Here is a 23,418-nt window from a genome sequence, read left to right on the forward strand (position 1 = left end):
ACGGGCCGCGGCACAATGTCTCACCCTTCAATGTAACAACGCGCGATGTTATATTGGCTTCCGTTGCTTTCACGGAAGAGGTGTGACGATGCCGGCCGACCACGACGCCGCCCCACAGTGGCGCAAGCGCGTCATCCGCAACGGCGAGATCGAGTTGGCCGCCTTCGAGGTCGGCGACCCAGCTAACCCCCCGGTCGTCCTGATCCACGGCTGGCCCGATTCGCACCTCCTGTGGAACGGGGTGGCCGCCGACCTCGCCGCGGACCATTTCGTCGTCGCCTACGACACCCGCGGCTACGGCGAGAGTTCCAAGCCGCGCGGTGACGCCCCGTACCGCCTCGAGCACCTCGTCGACGATCTGTTCGCCGTGATCGACGCGGTGGCCGGTGGCCGCAAGGCACACCTCGTCGCCCACGACTGGGGGTCGCTGCAGACGTGGGAGGCGGTGACCTCGCCCGGCGCACCGGAGCGCGTGGCCTCCTACACCTCGGTCTCCGGCCCCAACCTCGACTACATCTCCCAGTGGGCGCGGGACACGCTGGCCCGCCCCACCCCCGCCAACCTGCGCAACGGCCTGGCCCAGCTCGCGTCGTCGAGCTATATCGCCTTCTTCCACCTGCCGGTGCTGCCGCAGGTGCTGTTCCGCACGCTCGGCCGCCCCGCGCTCTGGCGCCGGTTCCTGTCGATCGTCGAACGCGTCGACGCCTCCGGTGCGGAGTTCTCGAAGACCTTCGGCTCCGACGCGGCCAATGGGCTGCACTACTACCGCGCCAACATCCGCGGCAAGCTGGCCCACCCGGACCCGCGCGCGATCGACATCCCGGTGCTGGAGATCGTCAACGAGCGCGACAAGTTCATCCGGCCGGCGGTCTTCGACGAGACTCCCCGCCACGCCGGCAACCTGCGGCGGCGCAGCAGCCGCACCGGCCACTGGCTGCCGATCGCCAACCCGCGGTATCTCGCCGCGACGGTGCGCGAATTCGTCGCCTCCGTGACGGGCGGCACCGACGGGGTACCGCAGTCGATGGACCGGGCCCGGCTCGCCGTCGCGCACCCCGCCGGTCCGTTGGCGGGCAAGTTGGCCGTCGTCACGGGCGGCGGAAGCGGTATCGGCCGGGAGACGGCCTACGCCCTCGCCGCCGACGGCGCGGAGATCGTCGTCGCCGACATCGATCTCGAGAATGCCGGGCAGACCGCCGCGGAACTGAAGGAGCGCGGGGCCCTGGCCCACGCCTATCTGCTGGACGTCGCCGACTCCGCGGCCTTCGCCGAGTTCGCCGACACCGTCGCCGCGACCCACGGCGTGCCCGACATCGTCGTCAACAACGCGGGCATCGCGGTCGGCGGCAGCGCGCTCGACGCGACGGATGAGCAGCTGGACCGGGTCGTCGACGTGAACCTGCGCGGCGTCATGACCGGGTGCCGCGTCTTCGGCCGACAGATGGTGGCGCGCGGCACCGGCGGGCACATCGTCAACCTCGCGTCGGCCGCGGCCTTCACCCCGCAGCGGAGCCTGGGCATCTATTCGGCGACCAAGGCCGGCGTGCTGCTGTTCAGCGAGTCGTTGCGCGCCGAGCTGGCGCCGCACCGCATCGGCGTGACCGCGATCTGCCCCGGCATCGTCGACACCAACATCGTCTCCACGACCCCGCTGGCCGGGTTCGCCGACGAGGCCGCCGAGTCCGCGCAGCGCGAACGCCTCGACCGCCTGTACCAGCGCCGCGGATACACCCCCGACCGGGTGGCCGCGCAGATCCTGAAGGCGATCCACGGCAACCGCGCCGTCGTCCCGGTCACGCCGGAGGCGGCGATCGGCTACCGCGTCTACCGCTTCTTCCCCGCGCTCTCCCGCCTCGCGGCGCGCGGGAAGGTCATGGGATAGGAGTCAGCAGTGACGAAACGCAAGAACACTCCGGTATCGGCCGTCGATCCCGGTCCGGTGGAGCTGCACGCCCGCAACGTCGAATTCGATTGGGCGGACACGCCGCTGCACTGGCTGCCCGGCCACCCCTATCCGGCGCATACGGTGACCGCGCTGAACCTGCTCCTCCCCGAGGGGGAGCGCTGGTTCGTGCGGACCTTCAACGAGACGCTGCCGCTGGTGGCCGACGAGCAGTTGGCCGCGGCCATGCGCGGGTTCATCGGCCAGGAGGCGATTCACGCCGAGTCCCATGACAAGGTGCTCTGGACCTACCTGATCGATCATGGGATCGACGCCAGGCCCTTCCAGCGACAGATGGAGTGGGTGTTCCGCAAGCTGCTGGCCCCGCACGAGAAGTCCTCGCCGAAGGCCGCCCGCAAGCATCTGATCGAGCGGTTGTGGCTGATCGCCGCGATCGAGCACTACACCGCAGAACTCGGCGACTTCGCGCTGAACTCGTCGTGGTCGGAGATCGGCGGCGACCCGCAGATGGTCGACCTGTTCTGCTGGCACGGCGCCGAGGAGGTCGAGCACCGTGCCGTCGCCTACGACGTCGCCAACTACTTCGGCAACAGCTACCTGACGCGCGCCCGCACCATGCTGTTGGCGCTGCCCGCGCTCATCTGGCTGGTCTTCCGCGGCGCGAAGGACATCACCCGGCAGGACCCGGCCACCCGTCGCATGAGCTATCTCGGACGGCGCGTCGGCTACTGGCGCGGCGTCCAGGCCAACGTGGTGCCGTCGATGCTCGGCCTCGCGTGGTCGACGGTCAAATACTTCCGGCCCGGCTTCCACCCGGACCAGGTCGGCAGCACGGCGCAGGCGGTCGCCTACCTCGCCTCCTCCCCGGCCGCTCGGCGGGCCGGATGACCCCCGCCCCGCCGACCACCACGCCGCCGAGTCTGACCGGCCGGTTCCGCCGCGATCCGCTGCTGTGGGTGGCGACCGGGATCGCGAAGCTGTGGTGGCCCGTCTGGGGCACCGTCACCCGCCTCCCCGACCAGACCGGCGTCGACGACGGGGTACTCACCGTGCGCATCGTCGACCGGGAGCGCGTCGCACTCGACGAGAACGTCGTGGCGCTCACCTTCGCCTCCGCCGACGGCGGACCGCTGCCGCGCTGGCACGCCGGCTCGCACGTCGACCTGCTCCTGCCGTCGGGCAGGGTCCGGCAATACTCGCTGTGCGGCGATCCGGCGGACCAATCCAGCTATCGGATCGCCGTGCGCCGCATCCCCGACGGGGGCGGCGGCTCGCTCGAGGTACACGAGGCATTGGCCGTCGGCGACACCCTCGAGATCAAGGGGCCGCGCAACGCCTTCCCCCTGGTCCTGCCCGGCGTCACCGACGGACGCGACCCGGCGGCCCGGCACCTGCGATTCGTCGCGGGCGGTATCGGGATCACCCCGATCCTGCCGATGCTCGCCCATGCGCAGCGCCTCGGGTTCGACTGGTCGATGATCTACACCGGGCGCAGCCGGGAATCGATTCCGTTCCTGCACGAGTTGGCGCGCTACGGCGACCGCGTCACCATCCGCACCGACGACGAGCAGGGCCTCCCCGACGCGGCCGACCTGATCGGCCCGCTCGACGGGGAGCGGCCGGTCGCGCTGTACTGCTGTGGACCGGTTCCGATGATCGACCTGCTGCGCACCCACCTCGACGGGCGCACCGACGTCGAGCTGCACTACGAACGGTTCTCGCCGCCGCCGGTCGTCGGCGGATCGGAGTTCACCGTGACCCTCGCGCGCACCGGTGTCACCACCACCGTCGACGCCGAGGAGACGCTGCTCGCCGCACTCCGGCGCTGCAACCCCGGCGTCCCGTACTCCTGCCAGCAGGGGTTCTGCGGGACCTGCCGGATCCGGGTCCTCGACGGCGATCCCGAGCACCGCGACACCCTGCTCACCGAGGCCGAGCGCGCCGACGGCGAGATCCTCACCTGTGTTTCCCGCTGTGCGGGGGATCACTTGACGGTCGACCTCTGACAGCTCTGCGCTCCGGCGTGGGAGAATTTCGGAATGACCGAGTACCGCATCGACGATCTGGCCCGTGAGGCCGGTACGACGACGCGCAACGTGCGGGGCTATCAGGACCGCGGCCTGCTGCCCCGGCCGATCCGGCGCGGCCGGATCGCCATCTACAGCGACGCACACCTGGAGCGCCTGCGGGTCATCAACAACCTGCTGCGCCGCGGGTTCACCACCCGCCACATCGCCGACTTCTTCAGCGGCATGCAGCGCGGCGACGACCTGGCCGGCGTCCTCGGACTCGAAGACATCGTCAACGCACCGTGGTCGTCGACGAAGACCTCCACCGCCACCGCGGCAGAGCTCAAAGAGCTGCTGAACACCAACAATCCGCGCCACCTGGCCCGCCTCACCGAGTACGGGCTGATCGCACAGAACGAGTCCCCGGGCCGGGGCCCGCGCAGTTACCGCATCCTCGACACCGCCACCGTGGAGGCCTACAGCCGACTGGTGAAGCTGGGGGTGCCCCTCGATGCCATCCTCGACGTCCACGGCAAAGTCACCGAGCGACTCTCCGGCGTCGCCGAGACCCTGATCTCCTCCGGCCGGCATTTCATCACCGACCAACACCACGACGGCTGGGTGCCCCACACCGACGAGGAATCGGCGTGGGCCGCGGAGATGGTGGCCGAACTCCGCTCCGCCGGCATGGTGTCGGTCCACAACATCTTGAACCGCGAACTCGACCGCACCACTTCCGAGCAGCTCGCGGAGTATCTGGGCGACCGGAAGAAGGGCGCCTGACTCAGGGCGAATTGCGCCCGCGCAACTCGATGGCGATTTGGGCGGCGTCGAGGTCGACGAGTTCTTCGGCCAGGACGTCGGCCTCGAAGGTGCCGTCGTCTCGCGCGTCGAGCAGGGCGTCGCGCTGGGCCTGCAGGGTCTCCACCCGATGCTGTTTCGCCGCCGCGAAGCGCTCCTCGCGCGGCGCATCCTCCGGCAGCTCCGTCTTGGGGATCGATTCCGCGCTCGACCGCATGAGGTCGAGCAGGCGGCGACGTTCGGATTGCTGGAACTCCGCCTGCGCCTTGTCGGCCTCCGGGTCGTCGGGGGAGAGCAGCTTCAGCAGCGCACCGATGGTCCCGCCCTGCACCAGCAGCGACAGCGCGGCGACGGTGAACGCGATCAAAACCAGTTCGGCCCGACGCGGAGTCTCGTGCAGCGGCAACGTCTGCGCCGCGGCGACGGTGATCGCACCGCGCATGCCCGCCCAGACGACGACGGTCCCCTCCCGCCAACCGAGGGGGTCGCGCAGAAAGTAGTCGATGTCGGCCAGCCCGCGCGTCAGCCGGGTGGTGAACCGATCGAAGTCCATCTCGACGCGGCTCCGCCGTTTCGTGCCGATCCGTCCCTTCTTGCGCACCCGCCGCGTTTTGCCGGCCCGGCTCGCCCTACGGGTGGCGATCTTCTCCAGCGTCTCCTGACGCCCCTCCGGAGTGCTGATCTTCTCCTGCAGCCCGGTGTACCTCGGTTGCATCCGCGCGTAACGCCGGGCCCGCGCCGCGAGCGAGGCGAGTAGCGGGGCCACGTATGCCGCCCGCGCGACGATCGTGATCAGCAGGGCTCCGACGGCGATCAGCATCGCGATCACGATCCCGCTGTGCTCCTGTTCCACCTTCTGCAGGATCGTCTTGATCTGCAGTCCCATCGTGAGGAACACGATGCCCTCGAGGACGAACTCGACGGTCCGCCAGTTCTGACCGTCGGACAAGCGGTTGCGCGGCGAGAGCATGCGCGGCGCGCGATACCCGGTGACCAGCCCGGCGCAGACGGCGGCGACGAGACCCGAGCTGTCGAGCAGCTCGGCGGGCACCGCCGCGAGGAACGGGACGGTGAAGGAGATGACCGTGTTCACCGTCGAGTCGGTCACCCGTTTGCGGATCGCCAGGTTGACCATGCCGACCGTCGCACCGATGAGGACGGCGACCACGACCGAGTACGCGAAGGTCCCGGCGGCGCCCCACAGGGAGAAGGCTCCCGCGGTGGCCGCGATCGCGGTCTTCAACAGCACCAGGGCGGTCGCGTCGTTGAGGAGGCTCTCCCCGTCGAGGATCGCGACGACCCGCTTGGAGACCGGCGTCTGCTTCACGATCGACGTGGCCACCGCGTCGGTGGGGCTGATGATCGCCCCCAGCGCCACTCCCCACCCGAACCCGACTTCCGGGACGACGAGCATGAAGAACAGTCCGAGCAGCAGCGACGTGCCGACGACGAGTAGCACCGACAGCCCGCTGATGGCGCGGAACTCGCGTCGGAAATTCATCGCCGGCATGGAGACCGCCGAGGAGTAGAGCAGTGGTGGCAGCAAGCCCTCCAGGACCAGGTCCGGATTGATCTGAAAGCCGGTGAACGCCGGGAGGAAACTGGCGCCGACGCCGAGGACGACCAGGAGCAGCGGGGCCGCCACCCCGATCTTGCTGCTGATCACGGTCGAGGCGGCAATGGTCAGCAGCGCCGCCACCAGGAGGACGAGGGTTTCAACCATGCCGTTGCGCTAGGGGAGGCGAATCGGGGGGAGTCCGCGCGGTAGCCGGATGGGTGGCAGGCCCGGGATCGGGTTGGGGAAGATGTTGCCCCGTTGAGAGGGTCGGGGGTTGCGTGCCACCGGGCGGCCGCTCTGCACCTGCGCGGGCGCGACCGGGCGGAACTCGGAGACCGGCGCGCCGATCTTGCGCCAGTCCGACATCTCGGCGGCACTCGACTGCGTGGGCTTGATCCCCGACATCGCCGCCGGTTGCGGCACCGCCCGCGGGCCATGTCGATTCGCCGACGATCCCGTGAGCACCAGGCCGCCCGCGATCACCGCGACCGCCGCCGCACCGGCAGCGATCTTGCGCCGCGGCGTGAACGGGGAGTCCTCCTGCTGAGCATTCGCGAGGTCGTCGATCTCGAAGTCGTCGGCCGGAGTCGAGTCGACCGGATCGGTCACCGGGATCGGCGCGTCCTCGCTCACCGGGATGTCGACGGTCTTCGAGTCCACCGTCCGCCGGGTCACCGACGCGGTCTCGCCCGCGACGACGCTCTTGGTCACGGCCGCACTCGTGGCGACGGCGGTCTTCGTCACCGCGGCGCTCGTGGCGACGGCGCTCCTGGTCACGGCGGGCGTCCTGGTCGGTGCGACGGTGCGGTCGCTCCCGGCGCTCTTGGTCACCGCGCTGGTGGTCGTCGCGGCGCTGCCAGCTATGGCAGCGCTCCGGGTGACGGCCGCGGCTTTGCGTGCCGCGCGCCCGTCAGACGGCTCGACCTGGGAAATCACCGCATCAAAATACCACGTCAAACCATCGATTCGCGTTCCTCGGTGGCGCTCACCACATGGGTGATGACCTGCGACGACCCCGCTCCCGCGGTACCGAGCGCTCGGTAGTCCCACCCGGCGTCGGCCCACGCTCGTCCGTCGAGACAACGACGGGCGTCGATGATCAGTCGGCGCGACACGGTGTCGGTCAACTCGGCGGGCGCCATGTGGACGAACTCGGCCCACTCGGTCGCGACGATCACGGCGTCGGCCGCCCGCGCCGCGGCCACCGCGGAGTCGGCGAAGCGCAGCGTCGGGAAGACGCGACGCGCGTTGTCCATCGCCTTGGGGTCGAAGACCGTCACGCGAGCACCACGCAAGGACAGCTGCGCGGCCACCGCGAGCGCCGGGGAGTCGCGGATGTCGTCGCTCTCCGGCTTGAAAGCAGCGCCGAGCACGGCGATGTTGCGGCCGAGGACGGAACCGTCGCAGGCCCGCTCGACCATCGCGACGAGTGCCGCCCGACGACGCATGTTGACCTCGTCGACGGCCCGCAGGAAGCTCAGCGCCGACCCGACGCCGAGCTCGTCCGCCCGGGCCGCGAAGGCCCGGATGTCCTTGGGTAGGCACCCGCCGCCGAAGCCGAGTCCGGCGTTGAGGAACCGCCGCCCGATCCGGGCGTCGTGCCCGATGGCGTCGGCCAGCGCGGTCACATCCCCGCCGGCGACCTCGCAGATCTCGCTGATCGCGTTGATGAAGGAGATCTTGGTGGCGAGGAAGGCGTTCGCCGAGACCTTCACCAGCTCCGCGGTCGCCCAATCCATCGTCAGATACGGCGTGCCGCCGTCGAGGATCTCGCGGTACACGGCGGCCAACGTCGAGGCGGCCGTCGAATCGGCCCGCCGCGGATCGGTGCCGACGACGATGCGGTCGGGCCGCAGCGTGTCGTCGACGGCGAATCCCTCGCGCAGGAATTCCGGGTTCCACGCCAGCTCGATCGATCCGTTGTTACGGGTCAGCGCGGCGATCTCGTCCGCGAGTTCCACGCAGGTGCCCACCGGCACGGTGGACTTGCCGACGATGAGATGGCGCCCGCGAAGATGGCCGACCAGTTCGCGGACGGCCGTGCGCAGCGCGGTGAGGTCGGCGGCGTCCGAGGCCGCCTGCTGCGGCGTGCCGACGCCGATGAAGTGGATCTTGCCGAAGGCGGCCGCTTCGGTGAAGTCGGTGGTGAACCGCAACCGACCGGCGGCGATGTTGCGGCGCACGACGTCGTCGAGACCGGGTTCGAAGAAGGGGACGCTGCCGGAGGCCAGCATCTCGATCTTGGCGGCGTCGACGTCGACGCCGAGAACGTCGTGGCCGAGTTCGGCCATGCAGGCGGCGTGGGTCGCGCCGAGGTATCCGCATCCGATCACAGTCATCTTCATGTCCCCATGGCTACCTGCGCCGGGAGGCCGCGCGGTGGCGACCGGCCCACGGTCTGGCTACGGGATCGTGAACATCGGACGGATCAGCCGGCGTTGACCTCGCCCAGCGCGCGGCCGGTGGTCCGCGGCCCGAGCAGGCCGACCGAGAGCGCGACCATCGCCATCGCCGCGGCGACCACGGCGAACAGCGCACCCGATCCGCCGTGGTGCAGCACGGGAACGAGGATGAACGGCATGAGCGCGCTGGACAGTCGGGACAGCGAATACGCCCAGCTCGACGCGGTACCGCGGACCCGCGTCGGGAAGACCTCGGCCTGGTACACGTGATAGGCGTTGGAGAAGATGTTGCTGACCGCGGTGTAGGCGAACCCCAGGACGAGGATCATCGCGGTGCCGTCGGCGAACCCGAACGCGACGCCGAAGACCGCCATCAGGGTGACCGACGCGACGATGAGGTATTTGCGCTCGACCCGGTCGATGATCGGCAGGGAAATGAGGGAACCGACGGGGTATCCGAGGTAGGTCACGCCCAGGAAGCCGAGGCTCGTCACCACGTCGTAGCCCTTGCCGACCAGCACGATGGGGACGAGTGTCCCGAAGCCGTAATAGCCCCAGGTCTGGAAGAACTGCATCACCACCATCATCACCGTGCGTCCGCGCAGCGCCGGGCGCAGGAGGTCGCGCAGGCCGACGCGCTCGTCGTCGGCCGCGGACGCCGTCGCGACGGGTGGCGGCAACGGCAGGCCCCGCTCCCGGGCGGCGTCCTCCATCCCGGTGACGATGGCGTCGGCCTCGTCGTGGCGCCCGACCGACGCCAGCCAGCGCGGCGACTCGGGCAGGCCGCGGCGGGCGAAGAACATGATGACCGCACCGAGGGCGCCGAAGAGGAACATCCACCGCCACCCGTCGAATCCGAATGGCGCGCGGGGCACCAGGTAGAAGCCGAGGAAGCCGGCGGCCGGGACGGCGAGGAAGGACAGCGTGTAGGCCCAGGCGGTGAACCGGCCGCGGTAGCGCGGCGGAAGCATGTCGCCGAGATAGGTGTCCGATACCGGCGGCTCCGCACCGATGCCCGTTCCGGCGAGGAAGCGCAGCGCGACGAGGGTCGCCGGGTTGGGGCTGAACGCCGCGGCGAAGGTGAACACCGAGTACACCGACATGCTGAGCAGGAATGCCGGGCGGCGCCCGAGCCGGTCGGAGATTCGGCCGATGACGATGGCCCCGAGGAACATGCCGAGGAAGGCGGAGGAGAGCAGCAGCGTCAGGCCGGTGCCGTCGAGGTTGAACTTGTGCTTCAGCGTGGCGCTGAGGGTGCCCGCCAGGAAGACCTCGTACAGGTCGAAGAACAGGCCCAGGCCGATCACGGCGGTGACCCGACGGTGCAGCGGCGTGATCGGCAGGCGATCCATCCGCGCCGCGATCGTCGCCGCGCCGTCGGGACTCGTGGCCGACGCCGCGTCGTTCATCGCGTCACTTCGCGAAGTTCAGGTACGCCTTCGACGGCGTCGGGCCGCGCTGGCCCTGGTACTTCGAGCCGACCGACGAGCTGCCGTACGGGTGCTCGGCCGGGCTGGACAGCTTGATCAGGCACAGCTGGCCGATCTTCATGCCCGGCCACAGCGTGATCGGCAGGTTCGCGACGTTGGAGAGCTCCAGGGTGATGTGGCCGGAGAAGCCGGGGTCGATGAAACCCGCCGTCGAGTGGGTGAGCAGGCCCAGGCGGCCCAGCGACGACTTGCCCTCCAGCCGCCCGGCTAGGTCGTCGGGCAGGGTGCAGACCTCCAGAGTGGAGCCGAGGACGAACTCGCCCGGGTGCAGCACGAAGGGCTCGTCTTTGGCCGGTTCGACCAGGGTGGTCAGCTCGTCCTGCCGCTGCGCCGGGTCGATGTGGGTGTAGCGGGTGTTGTTGAAGACGCGGAACAGCCCGTCGAGTCGAACGTCGACGCTCGACGGTTGGACCAGGCCCGGCTCGAAGGGGTCGATTCCCAGGCGCCCGGACTCGAGTTGGGCGCGGATGTCGCGGTCGGAGAGCAGCACGGTTCACCAGGCTATCGGTGCCGCCGTCGAACGCACCGCAAACCCCGCAGAATAGGACAGACCCCACACGTCATCGGTGTCGGGTTTGTCCGAAGGTGCAGGGTTTGCGGGTGCGGCGTGTGGCGTGCGGAGTCAGATCAGCCCGAGCGATTCGACGGCGGCCTTCTCCTCCAGCAGCTCGGCCACCGAGGCGTCGATGCGGGCGCGGGAGAAGTCGTCGATCTCCAAGCCCTCGACGATCTCCCACTGCCCGTCTACCGGCCGCACTGGGTACGAATGGACCAGTCCCTCCGGCACGCCGTACGCACCGGTCGAGACCAGCGCCGTCGACGTCCAGTCGTCCGGGTCGGCGAGACCGAAGCGGCGGTCGCGGACGTGGTCGATGATGGCGGTCGCCGTGGAGGCGACCGATGATCCGCCGCGCGCCTCGATGATCGCCCCGCCGCGCTGGGCGACGGTGTCGATGAACACCCCGTCGGCCCACTCCTGGCCGACCATCTCCAGGGCGGGACGGCCGGCGACCGTCGCATGCCGGATGTCGGGATACTGCGTGCGGGAGTGGTTGCCCCAGATGGTGATCCGCTTGATCTCACGGACGTTGACGCTGGTGCGGGCGGCGAGCTGGGCGACGGCCCGGTTGTGGTCGAGGCGGGTGAGCGCGGTGAACCGGTCGCGCGGGACGTCGGGGGCGTGGGCGGCGGCGATCATCGCGTTGGTGTTGGCCGGGTTGCCGATGACGAGCACACGCACGTCGTCGGCACCGACGTCGTTGATGGCGCGGCCTTGCGGGCCGAAGATCGCTCCGTTGCCCTCCAGCAGATCGGAGCGCTCCATGCCCGCGGTGCGCGGACGGGCGCCGACGAGGATGGCGTGGTTGGCGCCCTCGAACGCGACGCGCGGGTCCGCGGTCACCTCGATACCGGCGACCAGCGGCGACGCGGCGTCCTGCAACTCCATCGCGACGCCGGCCGCGGACCGCACCGCCTGCGGGGCTTCGAGCATCCGCAGCCGCACCGGGGTGTCCGGTCCGAACATCTCCCCCGCCACGACGCGGAACAGCAGCGCATAGCCGATCTGCCCGGCCGCCCCGGACAGCGTCAACGTGACGGGATGATGCAGCGACTGGGCTTCCATACCGCCCACTCTGCCATTTCCGTCGGGGTGGTCGAGTGGATCCGAGCCCCTGGCCGAGGAACCTTATCGAGACCTCGCGAGACGACATGCCAGGCCGATGGGCACGGAATCGTATCGCGACCCATCAGCGCCGTGGGCGCACCGCCCGTTCGGCGATCGCGGCGACCATCGCGCGCGGTGCGACGCGAGAAGCGTTGGCGCTCACGTAGTTCTGCAGACCGTCGACGACGCTCGGCTTGCCCTTTCTTAGTGCGGCGAGTGCCGTGTCGACGACCTGCTGGGGTGAGCGACGATTGCCGACGGCGGCATCGTCGCCGGCCACGTCGAAGAATCCGGTGTCGGTGGCGCCGGGGCAGAGTGCCAGGACGCGCACGTCGTGCTGCTTGCCCTCCCACCACAGTGCCTCGCTCAGCGAGAGGACGTATGCCTTGGTCGCGCCGTAGACGGCCATGTGCGGGATCGGCTGGAAGGCGGCCGTGCTCGCGACGTTGATGATGGCTCCGGATTTCGCCCGGACCATCCGCTGGTAGAAGACGGTCGTCAGGTCGGTGAGCGTGGCGACGTTGAGGGTGACCTCGTCGCGGATGCGTGCGGGGTCGGCGTCGGCGAGGTCGCCGTGAGTGCCGAATCCGGCGTTGTTGATCAGGATGTCGACGGTGAGGTTGCGCGAATCCACCTGGGCGACAAGGGAATCCGACACCCCCGGTACCGACAGATCCGCCGCGATCACCTCGGCGCGCACCCCGTGCGCGTGGTGGAGCTCATCCGCGATCGCGGTGAGCTTGTCCTCGCTGCGCGCGACGAGGATGAGGTCGGCGCCTTGGGCGGCGAGCGTGCGGGCGAATTGTTCGCCGATGCCGCCGCTGGCCCCGGTGATCAGTGCCGTCTTGTTGCGGTAGTCCATGATTGCTCCTTGTTCGAGTGGTTCTTGATTCGGGGTTATCTGGGTTCGAGGCCGTCGAGGGTTAGACGCGCCAGAGCGTCGGCCGGCGCACGCAGGCGCGCGATGCGGTCCTCCCCTTCGGGATCGTCGGCGGCTGCGGCGTCGACGAGGGCCTTGATCCCGTCGAAGGCGCCGACCAGCACGGTCGCCAGCACGGCGGCGTCGATGTCGTCGCGGAAGTCGCCGGCTTGTTGCCCGTCGACGATGATGCCGGTCAGCAGGGTGAGCCAGCCGTCCATCGGCTTCTCGACCGGAGCGTCGGTGGGCGGGTCTTCGGCAAGTTCGCGCACCAGGCGGACCACGCTCCACGCGCCCGGGTCCTGCGCCAGCAACTCGATCATCGCCGGGATCAGGTCGGCCAGTTGTTCGCGCGGGGTGGCGCGGGTCAACACCCGCTCACGCACGCGCGCGACCCACCGCCGGTCCTGCTCCCTCACCACCTCGGCGGCCAACGCCGCCTTCGACGGGAAGTAGAAGTAGAAGGCCCCCTTGGTCAGTCCCGACTCCGCGATCAGCTCGCTGAACTTGGTCGCCGCGTAGCCGCGCTCGGCGAACACGCGTGATGCGACGTCGACGAGGTGCGCGCGAGTGGCCTGCCCCTTCGGGGTCGGCGGTTCCTCGGTTCTGGCCATGCCACCAAAATAGACCGGGCGGTAGGTTTTTGCAAACCGCTCGGTATGTTTTGTGGATCGACGGCGGCGCCCGGGGCGGCGACGAGGCAAGACGCTCCGCCTGTGCGTACGCGCCCCTAGTCTCCAAGGACGACGAGACCGGGCGCTACGAGTTCACCAAGACGCAAACAACCAAGCACGAGACGCAGTACCCAAGTGGCGGTTCACCGAGTCGAAGCACGCAAGACCGCTCAGGCCGCGAAGGACACACGACCGACGACTGACAACACCCGGCTTGGAGTCCTCAGCTACTTGTTGGGCGGCCCTTAGCCTTAGTCAGTCGTCGAGCCTTACACCTCATCGTCCAAGTATCCGGGATCGGACTCGTAATAGATCGCGCGCTGTAATGCGAAGCGACGTGCCGTCGACCAAGCACTCTTAGGCTTCATCCCAGGCGCCTGACAGCGAGCTAGCGCATGGGCCTTGCCTCGCACGTCGTCGTCGGGGTCCTCGCTCTCGATGATCCCGGCACCGCCCTCTCTAAGATCACCGACGTGGAACCTGGCGATCCCATGCTCGTTCCAGTCATCAACAAGTTTTTCCGTGAGAATGTCGTGTCGCTTCATTAAGTACTCAAGGTAGCCAGACATGCCGCCCTGTGGCCCGTAGTCACCTGAGGAAAGCGAGAACGCTTTAGGGGCTAGGCAAGCTTTTTCGCTTATTCTGTCGCCTGTGAAATTCTCAGAGTCCCCGATTCTAATACGGCGATAAACGACAGCATCGTCGGGGATACCGGGATCGTCGTGGACCCAGCCGTCCTCTCCCATGGTCGCTAGAACTTCTGCGCTCGCCATGCCGGGTTGGCAGTTTCTACTTCCTTCGAGAATTGGTTGAGGCTGTGCTTAAGTCTCTCGATCTCAAGCTCGTACCCGCTGCCTTCGTAGGATTCGTGCGCCACATCAGTCACGGCCCACCAGAAACCCTCGCCAGGAAACACGTCAATCTCAATCGACATGCTCCCAGCCTTCCAATAGAAGATGAGACCGTTATCATCTTCAGCGATGGAAGCGTAAACCGTATTGGGTTTAAACAAGAATTTGGTGATCTTCATGCCATCTCGTGCCACAGCGTCCTTGATAGACCCACGCCGCTTTAGTCGGAGCACATCCGACTGAGCACGCCTTTCCGCTATCCCGAGGCTGTACACGGCGGGTATGTCAGATGGCCCGTCGTCATCTTCGGCCTGCGATTTCCGGCCGATCATCGTCACTGATAATTGGTGTTTGAGAAGCTCATCAGAGGGATGGGCTCGTTCGCGGGTCTGGCCAGGCTCTGCGTAGCAGCTTGCACTTGCCGAATTCATCGCTTCACCTTTCCCCACTCTTCTTTCATCTTCGGGCTCGCGCAAAGTTCAAAGTTCCGTATCAGTTCACGATGTGCGAGCCTCATTAGCTCGCTAGCCCGGTTAGCGCTCTGAATACCCTCCTGGCTATCCATCTGCGGAGTTGCGATCACACGAATGATCAATTCGGCCTCTTGGGATTTCAGGTCGTCGCGTAGACGAACGTACGCGATCGTGTCACCCTCATCATGGGTTGTTTCATTGCGTGTGTTGAATCCGATAAAGGCTGTCCCAGGTTGAGATTCGCGAATTGTAGATGAGTCGTTCCAACCAGTAACGTACCCGCTTACCCAGCTGGCCCCACGAACGCCTTCCAGAAGGTTCGTATAGACGCACTCACAGCCCTGCACTTCGAAGTCAGAGTCTGTTTGATCGAAGACAGCCGAGAACTGAGCCAGCCTATCGTCAAACTCAGCAGATAATGTTTCGAATCCTGGATATTGCCCCTCGGGTTTGTCGGCGTCGAAAGTCCACGACAGTGCGATCTGGTCGAACTGGTATGCGAGCGCCTTCTGTAAGGACTCGTCTGTTTGTTCGATTGATGACATCGCCCACCAGTTACCTCCCGCGAACGGAGGATCGACATCAGGAAGATTGGGAACCGATGGTCGCGGTTTAGCCGTGGACTGACGCAGGACTGGGTAGTCGCCACCCCACTCTGAGTTCAAGGAGAGCGCGAGGCCGATGTCAAAACTCTGGATGGGCTCAAAGTAGACCCTTAGCACCGTACTTCTCACTGGGGGACGGGCATACTGCACGAACTCTCCCGCGGTCATAGTGTCCATGTTGACACAGAGTGTGTGACTAGGGACGCATTGGTCGCGAATGTCATACCCGACGCGCCCCGGCTGACCGCCTTCGCATGGTCCCGCAGGAACTCGTGCAGACCGCGCTCTCGTTGCCACCTGAGCAGGGTGAACGCCTCTCGAAACTTGAAAATTACCCAACGCTTCGAGAGGTAGCCCTGGACTATCGGGCAGCCTGCATCTGTCCACACCGCCCTGTGACGCCTCGACCGTGCGTGTGGTCGTGATTGCGCGTATTGGCTGGTCTATACGCTATGCGGCGTCCGATCCCTGAGAGGCTCCATGCCTCGCTGGTTGCAGCGCGTGAGCGTCACGCTTAGGCCGCATGGCCAGCTCAGCGGATCACTCGGGTGCCTATGTGTCGTCGAACGAGACCGTGACGCGTACTCACCAGCTGTGCTCTCCCAACACTGGCGAGACATGCTGGTCAAGGTGGGTCATGTTGCGCGACGGCCAGCGCACGCCTGTGCCACGCTATGCACCCTGAAGGTGTCCTCGCACCAGTGAACGCCGCATGGATCGAACACGCTAACGCGTCCCTCACCCTGAGGCTGTATGCTCACTCGCAGGACGATGCCCTACGGGACGCCGCCAAACTTGATGCCTGCGTGACATTGACAATGAGCGTGATGCGCAGACGAGTGCAACGGGGTTGTGCGAGCGATCATCGCAGGTCAGAAATCTAATGCCGATGTAGTTTAGTGGTAGAACATCAGCTTCCCAAGCTGAGAGTGCGGGTTCGATTCCCGTCATCGGCTCCGAAACATGCTGGTCAGAGCCTCAATGTGCAATCGGATCGAGGCGTCTGCCGAAGTCAACGTCGTCGGTGCAACCGGGGCCAGATCTGCACCGCGAACCCGCCCGCCTCGACGACGATCGGCGTCAACGGGCGACCAGCGCCCAGGTGCCGTCCGTCGGTGAAGTCGCAATGGCCGTTCGGATTGATAACGACGGTCTGACCGCTGACCGGGTCGACATAGCTTAGGCGCGCCGACCCTTGCACTTCCCAGGGCTGCCGTCCGATCGCCCGGTGGAGCCAGTCGGCCAGGAACGGGTAGGCGCGATAGACGACGGTCCGCGAGCGCTTCCCGCCGCCGGTGACGATCACCGGAGGCACCTGGATCGGCGAATAGGGCGGCGTCACAGTCCGTTCTGTGCGATACCCCGGCGCCGACCGCCCGTTGGCCGGCTGGTTTGGGTCGGGTACCGGCGGCTGCGCCTGCGTCGGGCCTACTCCCGACAAGGTGCCCACAGACAAGGCGGCCACAACGGTGACGACGACTGCGGATACGTTCTTCACCCAGTGATGGTGCGCCCGTCGCGGTTAATCGTGAAGCGCTAGGCCCACGGTGACTGAATCGACGGAGATGCCTTCCAGCGGTCCCAGACTGATGCTCGCGGTTTTCAGATCTCGGGAAGCGCGCTCGGGAGCGCGTGGGCGGGAAGCGTGAACACGGCGGAGATCGGACGGTTGACGGTCTGCCTTCAGGCGGAATGCCCCACTCCGCCGCGGACACTCCGTGCGCGGCGCGGTGCGGCTACCGCCTCGTAACCCCAGAAAGTAAGGTAGGCGAGGGCGAGGAAGGCCCCCACGGCGAGCCCGACGCCGGTCGACTGGACCGACGAGAACGGATTCCGAACCCAGTCGAGGGTGGCCGCGACGACGTCGTCCGGGCGATGTACGAGATCCCAGGAGTTCCATCGCTGGAAGCGGCCGATCACGACGCCGACCGCGCACAGCGCCACCGTCGCCGCCATGACGAGCCAGCCGACGACGGCGCCCGCCTCGGCGGCGACCCGGCGGTGCACCAGCCGCATCGAAACGACGCCGAGCACGATCCCGGTCCAGGCGGCGAACCCGTATTGCAGCACGTGGCGCCACAGCTCGTATCCCTCGCGCAGATGGACCAGGTCGGTGACCAGATAGGGCGCGTTGGGCAGGAACACCAGCCAGCCCAAGCCCAGCGGGATCAGCCACCCCCGGCCCCGGACGACGGCGAAGGCGAGGGCCAAGACCACCGGGATCCAGGCGAGGAAGAGGTTCCAGATCAGGAAACGACTCGGATAGGACAGCGGCGCCCGTGGATCGGTGATACCGAGCACGACGGTGAGCACGGTCGTGCCCGCCAACGCCCCGAGCAGCACCACGATCCGCGGGTCGGTGAGTGAAAGCGGCGAACTCCGTCGCCGTGTCGCGGGCAGATCAGGCGAAACGGTCGTCATGGCCACACCGTATCCCGCCCGAAGTCGCATGACCGAGACTGGCGACCTCGCCCGGCGAGGGTGGGCGAGCCGCTACCGTCTCAAGTGTGACGCAGATTACAGATGCACCACCACTCGGCTCCGGCGCACCGGCGAAGCAACCCCTCGTCGGCAAGAACCAATGGGTCCTGTTCATCGCCCTGATCCTGTGTTTCACCGCGTGGGGGATCGCGGCCGACCTGACCACCCCGATGGTCGCCGGTTTCAAACAGATCTTCTCGATGAGCACCTTCCAGGCGTCGCTGGTGCAGTTCGCGTACTTCGGCGCGTACTTCCTGCTGGCGTTGCCCGCGGCCTTCCTCAACGAGCGGTTCGGATACAAGGTCGGGTTGCTCACCGGACTGGTGTTGGCGGCACTCGGCGCGTTCGCCTTCTACCCGGCCGCCCACATCATGACGTTCGGCGCCTTCCTCATCGCGCTTTTCATGATCGCCGCGGGCTGCTCGATCTTGGAGACGTCGGCCAACCCCTACGTCCTCTCCCTGGGCCCGGAGGCGACCGCGACGAGGCGCCTGAACTTCGCCCAGGCGTTCAACCCCGTCGGCACGAATATCGGCGTGCTGATGGCGGCGGTGTTCATCATGCCCAAGCTGAGCGAGCCGGTGAACCGCGCGAATCTGTCCGATGCGGAGGCCCGAACGGTCCGCGCCGGACAACTCGGCGCGGTGATGGGTCCCTACTTGGGCCTCGGCTTCCTGCTGATCGCGATCGCGGTGAGCATCGCGATCAATCGGGCCCCGAAGATCGTCGAAGAGTTCCCCGAAGGCGACCTCGCCGGCAAGAGCGTGCCCAAGATCCTGCTGGGCAATCGCCGCTACGTGTTCGGTGTCGTCGCACAGTTCTTCAACGTCGCGGGTCAGACCTGCACGTGGACCTTCATCATCCAGTACGTCCAACAGTCGCTGGACGGGTCGCTGAAGATGGGTGCCTACCTCCTGCAGATCAGCCTGATCATCTTCCTCGTCGGCCGCTTCGTGATGACCTGGGTGATCGGCAAGGTCCGCGCCACGAAGGTGATGGCCGTACTCGCGGCCGCCGCTGTCGGCCTGGCCTTGTTCGCCGTCGTATCGCCGAACGCCGCAGGCGTCGCCGCGGTCGTCGCCATCTCCTTCTGCCTCTCCCTGATGTTCCCGACGATCTACGGAGTCGCACTCGAAGGCCTCGGCCCTGCCACCAAGTACGGCGCGGCCGGTCTGGTCATGGCGATAGTCGGCGGCGCGATCATGCCGATGATCCAGGGCCGCATCCTCGACAACACCAGCGCGGCGATCTCGTTCATCGTCCCGGCGTTCTGCTTCTTCGTCGTGGCGATGTACGCGGTTTACGACCTACGTTCCCCCCGCCGGACAAGTCCCGGCCCCGTCACAAAGGAGGCGGTGGCGTGAGGCTCCGCAACGGATTGCGCTCCGGCCTGGCCGTCCTCGCCGGGGCAGCGCTGCTCGCCGGCTGCTCCGCCAACAACGGCGACTACACCCACTCGACCGACAAGGTAGAAGTGCTGTCCTGGTGGTCGTCGGAATCGGAGCGCCCCGCGCTCGACGTGCTCGTCGACGCGTTCAAGAAGGCCAATCCGGGCGTGACCGTCATCGACGCGGCAGTCGTCGGCGGCGCCGGGGCCAACGCACAGGTGGCCCTCTCCGAACGACTCGCGGCGAACAACCCGCCCGACCTGTGGCAGAGCCTCGCCGGTTCGGCGGTCGACAGCTGGGCCGCGGCGAACCGCATCGTCGACATCGACTCCGTCTTCGCGTCGACCAAGATCGGTCCGACGCTGAATCCGACGATCCTTCAGTCGGTCACCCGGAACGGGAAGCAGTGGGCCATGCCCACCGGGGCACACCGCGGCAACAACCTGTGGTTCAACCGGCAGGCGTTGGCCAAAGCGGGCGTCCCGACCCCCGGCCCCGGCTACACCCAGCAGCGGCTCGCACAGGACCTGGACAAGGTCGCGGCGGCGGGCGTCACCCCGCTGTGCCTGGGCGCCGCTGACACGTTCACCCTCGTCGAACTCTTCGAGAACACACTGCTCGGGATCGTCGGGGCCAGCGGATGGGCCAAGATCGCCGACGACCGCTTCAACTGGGACGGCCCGCAGGTGCACGAAGCCCTGGACACCTTCTGGAAATTCCGATCGCAGGCCGATCCGAACGCCGCGCAGACCACCTGGAGCGAAGCGGTGCGCAAGCTCGCGAAGGGCGAGTGCGCCTACCTGTCGATGAACGACTCCGTCTACGGCGAGCTGAGCGCCGACGGGGCCGTCGACGGCGAGCAGTTCGGGTACGCACCCTTCCCCGGCACCGAGCACACCTACCTCGCGATCGTCGACACTTTCGTCGCCGCCCGGCAGGCCCGCAACGGCGTCAACGCGCTCAAGTTCCTGCAGACCGTCGCCGACCCGGCAACGATGCTGGCCTTCACCAAGGTCAAGGGCTCGGTCCCGGTCCGCCGCGACGTCGACACCGCCGCGCTCTCGCCGTATCAGCGTGGTGCGTCGGCAGCACTGTGGAACGACTCGGTTCTGCTTTCGATGGCCCACGGCGAGCTGATGAACACCCAGTTCCAGCAAGCCCTCTACAGCGCCGTGAAGGATTTCGCGAAGAACAAGAACAAGCGCGCGTTCATCAACACCGTTCAGCTCGCAGGCGCCAGCGCGCCAGTCGGCGGCCGATAGTCCAATTTGTTCGTTTGATCTGTTTTATTCGCTCTATTCGCTTTCTCCCACCCTTTTCAGCGCGGTGTACGTCCTTTGTGTCAGAACCTTCCGAACGGGCCTACAGGCGGTTACCGTGTGGGCGTGAAAGTCGACCCCATAGACCTCTATCTTTCGGGATCCCGGACGAATCAACACGCCGCAGACCTCCTGGCGGCCCACACCTCGGCGAACTCGCGCGCGGCAGAGGCGCATACCGGCTGGGTCGGGGCCTCGGGTGCGGCTCTCACCGGCCTCGTCGAGTCGTGGCACGAATTCACCACCGGCATACATTCGACGATGACCCAACACGGAGACCACTTCACCTCCAGCGGCCACCACTATGCCGCTACCGACACCGCGACGGCGCGGACAATCGCCGAGGCCGGCGCCGACACGACGTCGCTGAACCTGGGCTAACCGGAGACCGGGTGACAATCACGATCGCCGACGTTGATCGCTGGGATCCGGGAGCGGTGCTGGAGGTCTTTCATGCCGCCACCAGCAGGGGCAACGCGGCACAGAACGCCAGCGACGGTCTCAACGGACTGCCCGCTTTCACGACGTGGGACGGCAAGGCCGCGGAAGCCTCGCAGGCAGCGATCGGCAAAGTCCGCGCCGACCTCGACGCTCACGGTCAGGAGTCGTTCGCGGTAGCCAAAGCGGCGCAGAACGCCGCCGACGAGATCGCCGCGGTCAAGAAGACACTCGCCGATTTGCGGGCCAACGCCCAGGCGATGAAATGTGTCATCGACGAGTCCGGCGACGTACGCCCACTCGTCACCACCGGGCCCGAGGCCGACACGTACGCCATCGACGCCGGGCTGCTGCGCCTGGCCGTCAAGGGCATGTTGGAACGGGCCGATGCCGTCGACGCGGATTTGGCAGCGGTGATCGACATGGCCAGCGGCAAGAAGCCGATCCCACCGGGCCTGCACGACTCGCGCCCGGAGATACGAGATGCCCTGTCCAAGCCCTTGCCGACCGATCCGCGACAGTTCCACGACCTCTGGGTGAAGCTGACGGCGGAAGAGAAGGACTACCTCTATTCGAAAGACCACACGATCGGCAACCGCGACGGAATGCCGTTCGTCGACCGTGATCACTACAACCGAGCACACCTCACCGAATTGCAGTCACAGGCTCAGAAACGGCTCGACGACATGGCCAAGGAGCACCCTAGTTGGGTGGGCAAGGAGTCCTTCGTCGACACTCATCCGCACAATCGCGGCAATCACAAGGAGCGATGGGATTTCGAGCACTGGAAGGATCGCTACAACGCCGAGAAGTCGAAGCTCGACGGACTCAACCAGGTGCTTTCGACGGTCAACAAGAACGACGGCAATCACCGATACCTGGGCATGGTCGACGACAAGGGGCATGCCGCCGTGTCGATCGGGAACCCGGACACGGCCCGCGACAACGTGACGTTCGTGCCCGGCACCGGCGTCGACGAGACACGGATGGACAACTACGACAACAAGATGCTGCGCATCCAGCAATCCGCCCTGAGCGCCGATCGATCGTTGCACCCCGGCGACGTTGCCGTCACCACCTGGATGGGATACGACCGGCCGATGAGCCTCGCCGACGCCGCGCACCGTTCCTATGCCACCGACAGCGCCGCGGCACTCGACAGCTTCCAAGACGGTGTGCGGATCTCGCACGAGGGGCCGCGCTCGTTCAACTCGATCATCGGTCACAGTTACGGCTCGACGATGGTCGGGGCGGCGGCCTCGGGCGACCACCATCTCGACGTCGATCGCGTCGTGGCGATCGGCAGTCCCGGGATGTTGGTGCACCACGCCGCCGATCTCCACATCGACGCCCCCGATCAGGTATATGCGTCGCGGGCCGACAATGACATCATCGAATACGCGGAGGGCACGACGCTCGGCCCCGGGCCCACCGGCAGCGCTGATTTCGGCGCGCACCGCTTCGATTCCGCACCGGGTCCGAACACCGGCTGGAGTTGGATGGGGTTGCCGTCCGTCGACGCGCACTCCAGCTACTTCGATCCGGGCAGCGCCGGCCTGCTGAACATGGGACAACTCGTGACCAACCATCAACCCGACCACCACAAATGAGCCGCCGCCTCGCGGGCGTCGCCATCTCGCTCGCAGCAGCCCTGCTCCCGCTGTCCGCGTGTGCCGGCACACCTCCCAACAGCACAGGAGAGTCGATGAACTCACCAACTCCAACGAGCCAGCACGACGTCCAAGACCACGTCGTCTCCCTGTTTCAGCGCACCGTCGACGCCTTCCCTCGGGGCACTGCGCTCGACTCCTCGCGCTACGCCCCCAACGGGACCACGGCGACGTGCGACGACAATGCCGACGGCCCCGATGCGCCCGTCGACTTCGCCCAATACGCCGACATGCGTCTCCTGCCGGGGACCGACTACAAGGCGACCGTTGCCAAACTCGGCGATATCTGGAGTTCCTGGGGGTGGAAGGTCATCGAACGCGACGACTTTCCCAAGCCCAATCGCTTCGCTTCCGCCCCGGACGGGTATCGCCTCCAGGCCGTGCTCAACGACCCTGCATATTCACCGACCGTCGTCGCCACGTCGCCCTGCTACAACGGACGCCTGGCCGACTACGCGATCCCCATGCCACGGTTGATCGAATCGACCGGAGACGGCTCGCGATAGATCACCGCGAAGGTCGTCGGGATCAGTTCGACGCGCCCGTCAGACGACGGTGCGCACCCATTTCATCCCGGTCCCGCCGGTGTTGGTGCAGCGGAGCTTGACGCCGCCCTGGTGAGCGATCCTGCCGTTCTCGCTGAGCGAGCAATGCCCGCCCAGACGCGGGGTCGAGGCATGCGCCTCGGTGGCCAGACCGGCGAAGAGGCCGCCGACGATGGAGACAGAGGCAATCAGGGTACGAGTCTTCATAGACCCGATCGTAGGCGAC

At 67.1% G+C, this 23,418-nt stretch carries 24 protein-coding genes and 1 tRNA gene; 11 read left to right on the forward strand and 14 right to left on the reverse strand.

What is annotated here, in order from left to right; genetic code table 11:
• Nucleotides 1-88 precede the first annotated feature (88 nt).
• From HUN08_RS16425 to HUN08_RS16440, 4 genes are read left to right on the forward strand one after another with little or no spacing between them, the layout of a single operon-like run.
• Nucleotides 89-1,882, forward strand: a complete 1,794-nt coding sequence (locus HUN08_RS16425) for an SDR family oxidoreductase (RefSeq protein WP_124248023.1) — start codon at nucleotides 89-91, stop codon at nucleotides 1,880-1,882.
• Between the two features lie 9 nt (nucleotides 1,883-1,891).
• Complete coding sequence (locus HUN08_RS16430; protein WP_124248024.1) at nucleotides 1,892-2,791, forward strand: metal-dependent hydrolase; 900 nt, start codon at nucleotides 1,892-1,894, stop codon at nucleotides 2,789-2,791.
• Entirely contained in the window at nucleotides 2,788-3,909 is a 1,122-nt protein-coding gene (locus HUN08_RS16435; RefSeq protein ID WP_124248025.1) for a PDR/VanB family oxidoreductase, read from the forward strand. Before HUN08_RS16430 ends, HUN08_RS16435 begins: the two co-directional genes overlap by 4 nt.
• 33 nt (nucleotides 3,910-3,942) lie before the next feature.
• Complete coding sequence (locus tag HUN08_RS16440) at nucleotides 3,943-4,695, forward strand: MerR family transcriptional regulator (RefSeq protein WP_124248026.1); 753 nt, start codon at nucleotides 3,943-3,945, stop codon at nucleotides 4,693-4,695.
• A gap of 1 nt (nucleotide 4,696) precedes the next feature.
• Here HUN08_RS16440 and HUN08_RS16445 read toward each other — a convergent pair whose 3' ends face one another.
• The 11 genes from HUN08_RS16445 to HUN08_RS16495 all read right to left on the reverse strand — a co-directional run bounded on the left by HUN08_RS16445 (nucleotide 4,697) and on the right by HUN08_RS16495 (nucleotide 15,519).
• Nucleotides 4,697-6,436, reverse strand: coding sequence for a sodium:proton antiporter (locus tag HUN08_RS16445; protein ID WP_124248027.1), 1,740 nt, complete (start codon nucleotides 6,434-6,436; stop codon nucleotides 4,697-4,699).
• 9 nt (nucleotides 6,437-6,445) lie between these two features.
• The gene (locus HUN08_RS16450; protein WP_124248028.1) at nucleotides 6,446-7,207 is read right to left on the reverse strand and encodes a hypothetical protein; all 762 of its coding nucleotides are present in this window, start codon (nucleotides 7,205-7,207) and stop codon (nucleotides 6,446-6,448) included.
• 17 nt (nucleotides 7,208-7,224) lie between these two features.
• Entirely contained in the window at nucleotides 7,225-8,616 is a 1,392-nt protein-coding gene (locus HUN08_RS16455) for a UDP-glucose/GDP-mannose dehydrogenase family protein (RefSeq protein WP_124248029.1), read from the reverse strand.
• An 83-nt stretch (nucleotides 8,617-8,699) separates the two neighbouring features.
• Nucleotides 8,700-10,082, reverse strand: a complete 1,383-nt coding sequence (locus HUN08_RS16460; RefSeq protein ID WP_124248030.1) for an MFS transporter — start codon at nucleotides 10,080-10,082, stop codon at nucleotides 8,700-8,702.
• A gap of 4 nt (nucleotides 10,083-10,086) precedes the next feature.
• The gene (gene dcd, locus HUN08_RS16465) at nucleotides 10,087-10,653 is read right to left on the reverse strand and encodes a dCTP deaminase (protein ID WP_124248031.1); all 567 of its coding nucleotides are present in this window, start codon (nucleotides 10,651-10,653) and stop codon (nucleotides 10,087-10,089) included.
• Nucleotides 10,654-10,785: 132 nt separating this feature from the next.
• On the reverse strand, nucleotides 10,786-11,787 hold the full coding sequence (locus HUN08_RS16470) for a malate dehydrogenase (RefSeq protein ID WP_124248032.1): 1,002 nt from the start codon (nucleotides 11,785-11,787) through the stop codon (nucleotides 10,786-10,788).
• A 124-nt stretch (nucleotides 11,788-11,911) separates the two neighbouring features.
• Nucleotides 11,912-12,691, reverse strand: a complete 780-nt coding sequence (locus HUN08_RS16475; protein ID WP_124248033.1) for an SDR family oxidoreductase — start codon at nucleotides 12,689-12,691, stop codon at nucleotides 11,912-11,914.
• Between the two features lie 35 nt (nucleotides 12,692-12,726).
• Entirely contained in the window at nucleotides 12,727-13,362 is a 636-nt protein-coding gene (locus HUN08_RS16480; RefSeq protein WP_124248034.1) for a TetR/AcrR family transcriptional regulator, read from the reverse strand.
• A gap of 329 nt (nucleotides 13,363-13,691) precedes the next feature.
• Nucleotides 13,692-14,195 (reverse strand): hypothetical protein, encoded by a 504-nt coding sequence (locus HUN08_RS16485; protein ID WP_124248035.1) that lies wholly within the window; start codon nucleotides 14,193-14,195, stop codon nucleotides 13,692-13,694.
• Complete coding sequence (locus HUN08_RS16490; protein WP_165353473.1) at nucleotides 14,174-14,704, reverse strand: hypothetical protein; 531 nt, start codon at nucleotides 14,702-14,704, stop codon at nucleotides 14,174-14,176. The genes HUN08_RS16485 and HUN08_RS16490 overlap by 22 nt, the downstream gene beginning before the upstream one ends.
• Nucleotides 14,701-15,519: a TIGR04255 family protein gene (locus HUN08_RS16495; protein ID WP_124248037.1), complete on the reverse strand. Its 819-nt coding sequence runs from the start codon at nucleotides 15,517-15,519 to the stop codon at nucleotides 14,701-14,703. The genes HUN08_RS16490 and HUN08_RS16495 overlap by 4 nt, the downstream gene beginning before the upstream one ends.
• Before the next feature lie 717 nt (nucleotides 15,520-16,236).
• On the opposite strand from HUN08_RS16495, the gene HUN08_RS16500 reads away from it, so the two are divergent.
• A tRNA-Gly gene (locus HUN08_RS16500) sits at nucleotides 16,237-16,307 on the forward strand.
• 56 nt (nucleotides 16,308-16,363) lie between these two features.
• Here the strand turns inward: HUN08_RS16500 and HUN08_RS16505 are convergent.
• Nucleotides 16,364-16,693: a hypothetical protein gene (locus HUN08_RS16505; protein ID WP_124248038.1), complete on the reverse strand. Its 330-nt coding sequence runs from the start codon at nucleotides 16,691-16,693 to the stop codon at nucleotides 16,364-16,366.
• A 10-nt stretch (nucleotides 16,694-16,703) separates the two neighbouring features.
• Between HUN08_RS16505 and HUN08_RS16510 the strand changes: the two genes are divergently transcribed.
• The gene (locus HUN08_RS16510) at nucleotides 16,704-16,856 is read left to right on the forward strand and encodes a hypothetical protein (protein ID WP_165353474.1); all 153 of its coding nucleotides are present in this window, start codon (nucleotides 16,704-16,706) and stop codon (nucleotides 16,854-16,856) included.
• 178 nt (nucleotides 16,857-17,034) lie between these two features.
• Here HUN08_RS16510 and HUN08_RS16515 read toward each other — a convergent pair whose 3' ends face one another.
• A complete protein-coding gene (locus tag HUN08_RS16515) occupies nucleotides 17,035-17,772 on the reverse strand; it encodes a DUF1361 domain-containing protein (RefSeq protein ID WP_124248039.1) in 738 nt (245 codons plus the stop codon).
• A gap of 86 nt (nucleotides 17,773-17,858) precedes the next feature.
• On the opposite strand from HUN08_RS16515, the gene fucP reads away from it, so the two are divergent.
• From fucP to HUN08_RS16540, 5 genes are all read left to right on the forward strand, one after another.
• Complete coding sequence (gene fucP / locus HUN08_RS16520; RefSeq protein WP_301546777.1) at nucleotides 17,859-19,196, forward strand: L-fucose:H+ symporter permease; 1,338 nt, start codon at nucleotides 17,859-17,861, stop codon at nucleotides 19,194-19,196.
• The gene (locus HUN08_RS16525; RefSeq protein ID WP_301546778.1) at nucleotides 19,193-20,482 is read left to right on the forward strand and encodes an ABC transporter substrate-binding protein; all 1,290 of its coding nucleotides are present in this window, start codon (nucleotides 19,193-19,195) and stop codon (nucleotides 20,480-20,482) included. The genes fucP and HUN08_RS16525 overlap by 4 nt, the downstream gene beginning before the upstream one ends.
• A gap of 123 nt (nucleotides 20,483-20,605) precedes the next feature.
• The gene (locus HUN08_RS16530) at nucleotides 20,606-20,920 is read left to right on the forward strand and encodes a WXG100 family type VII secretion target (RefSeq protein WP_165353475.1); all 315 of its coding nucleotides are present in this window, start codon (nucleotides 20,606-20,608) and stop codon (nucleotides 20,918-20,920) included.
• An 11-nt stretch (nucleotides 20,921-20,931) separates the two neighbouring features.
• On the forward strand, nucleotides 20,932-22,587 hold the full coding sequence (locus HUN08_RS16535; RefSeq protein WP_124248041.1) for an alpha/beta hydrolase: 1,656 nt from the start codon (nucleotides 20,932-20,934) through the stop codon (nucleotides 22,585-22,587).
• Between the two features lie 95 nt (nucleotides 22,588-22,682).
• The gene (locus HUN08_RS16540) at nucleotides 22,683-23,153 is read left to right on the forward strand and encodes a hypothetical protein (RefSeq protein ID WP_124248042.1); all 471 of its coding nucleotides are present in this window, start codon (nucleotides 22,683-22,685) and stop codon (nucleotides 23,151-23,153) included.
• 39 nt (nucleotides 23,154-23,192) lie between these two features.
• Here the strand turns inward: HUN08_RS16540 and HUN08_RS16545 are convergent, their stop codons facing one another.
• A complete protein-coding gene (locus HUN08_RS16545) occupies nucleotides 23,193-23,399 on the reverse strand; it encodes a hypothetical protein (protein WP_124248043.1) in 207 nt (68 codons plus the stop codon).
• Between the last annotated feature and the right edge of the window lie 19 nt (nucleotides 23,400-23,418).

Source organism: Gordonia sp. X0973 (assembly GCF_013348785.1).
Lineage (GTDB): Bacteria > Actinomycetota > Actinomycetes > Mycobacteriales > Mycobacteriaceae > Gordonia.

Coding starts and splice junctions, on each gene's coding strand:
- HUN08_RS16485 (WP_124248035.1), bottom strand. CDS start 14,195: ATGGCGAGCGCAGAAGTTCTAGCGACCATGGGAGAGGACGGCTGGGTC.
- HUN08_RS16545 (WP_124248043.1), bottom strand. CDS start 23,399: ATGAAGACTCGTACCCTGATTGCCTCTGTCTCCATCGTCGGCGGCCTC.
- HUN08_RS16495 (WP_124248037.1), bottom strand. CDS start 15,519: ATGACCGCGGGAGAGTTCGTGCAGTATGCCCGTCCCCCAGTGAGAAGT.
- HUN08_RS16480 (WP_124248034.1), bottom strand. CDS start 13,362: ATGGCCAGAACCGAGGAACCGCCGACCCCGAAGGGGCAGGCCACTCGC.
- HUN08_RS16440 (WP_124248026.1), top strand. CDS start 3,943: ATGACCGAGTACCGCATCGACGATCTGGCCCGTGAGGCCGGTACGACG.
- HUN08_RS16490 (WP_165353473.1), bottom strand. CDS start 14,704: ATGAATTCGGCAAGTGCAAGCTGCTACGCAGAGCCTGGCCAGACCCGC.
- HUN08_RS16515 (WP_124248039.1), bottom strand. CDS start 17,772: ATGACGACCGTTTCGCCTGATCTGCCCGCGACACGGCGACGGAGTTCG.
- HUN08_RS16475 (WP_124248033.1), bottom strand. CDS start 12,691: ATGGACTACCGCAACAAGACGGCACTGATCACCGGGGCCAGCGGCGGC.
- HUN08_RS16435 (WP_124248025.1), top strand. CDS start 2,788: ATGACCCCCGCCCCGCCGACCACCACGCCGCCGAGTCTGACCGGCCGG.
- HUN08_RS16540 (WP_124248042.1), top strand. CDS start 22,683: ATGAACTCACCAACTCCAACGAGCCAGCACGACGTCCAAGACCACGTC.
- HUN08_RS16425 (WP_124248023.1), top strand. CDS start 89: ATGCCGGCCGACCACGACGCCGCCCCACAGTGGCGCAAGCGCGTCATC.
- HUN08_RS16445 (WP_124248027.1), bottom strand. CDS start 6,436: ATGGTTGAAACCCTCGTCCTCCTGGTGGCGGCGCTGCTGACCATTGCC.
- HUN08_RS16455 (WP_124248029.1), bottom strand. CDS start 8,616: ATGAAGATGACTGTGATCGGATGCGGATACCTCGGCGCGACCCACGCC.
- HUN08_RS16460 (WP_124248030.1), bottom strand. CDS start 10,082: ATGAACGACGCGGCGTCGGCCACGAGTCCCGACGGCGCGGCGACGATC.
- HUN08_RS16470 (WP_124248032.1), bottom strand. CDS start 11,787: ATGGAAGCCCAGTCGCTGCATCATCCCGTCACGTTGACGCTGTCCGGG.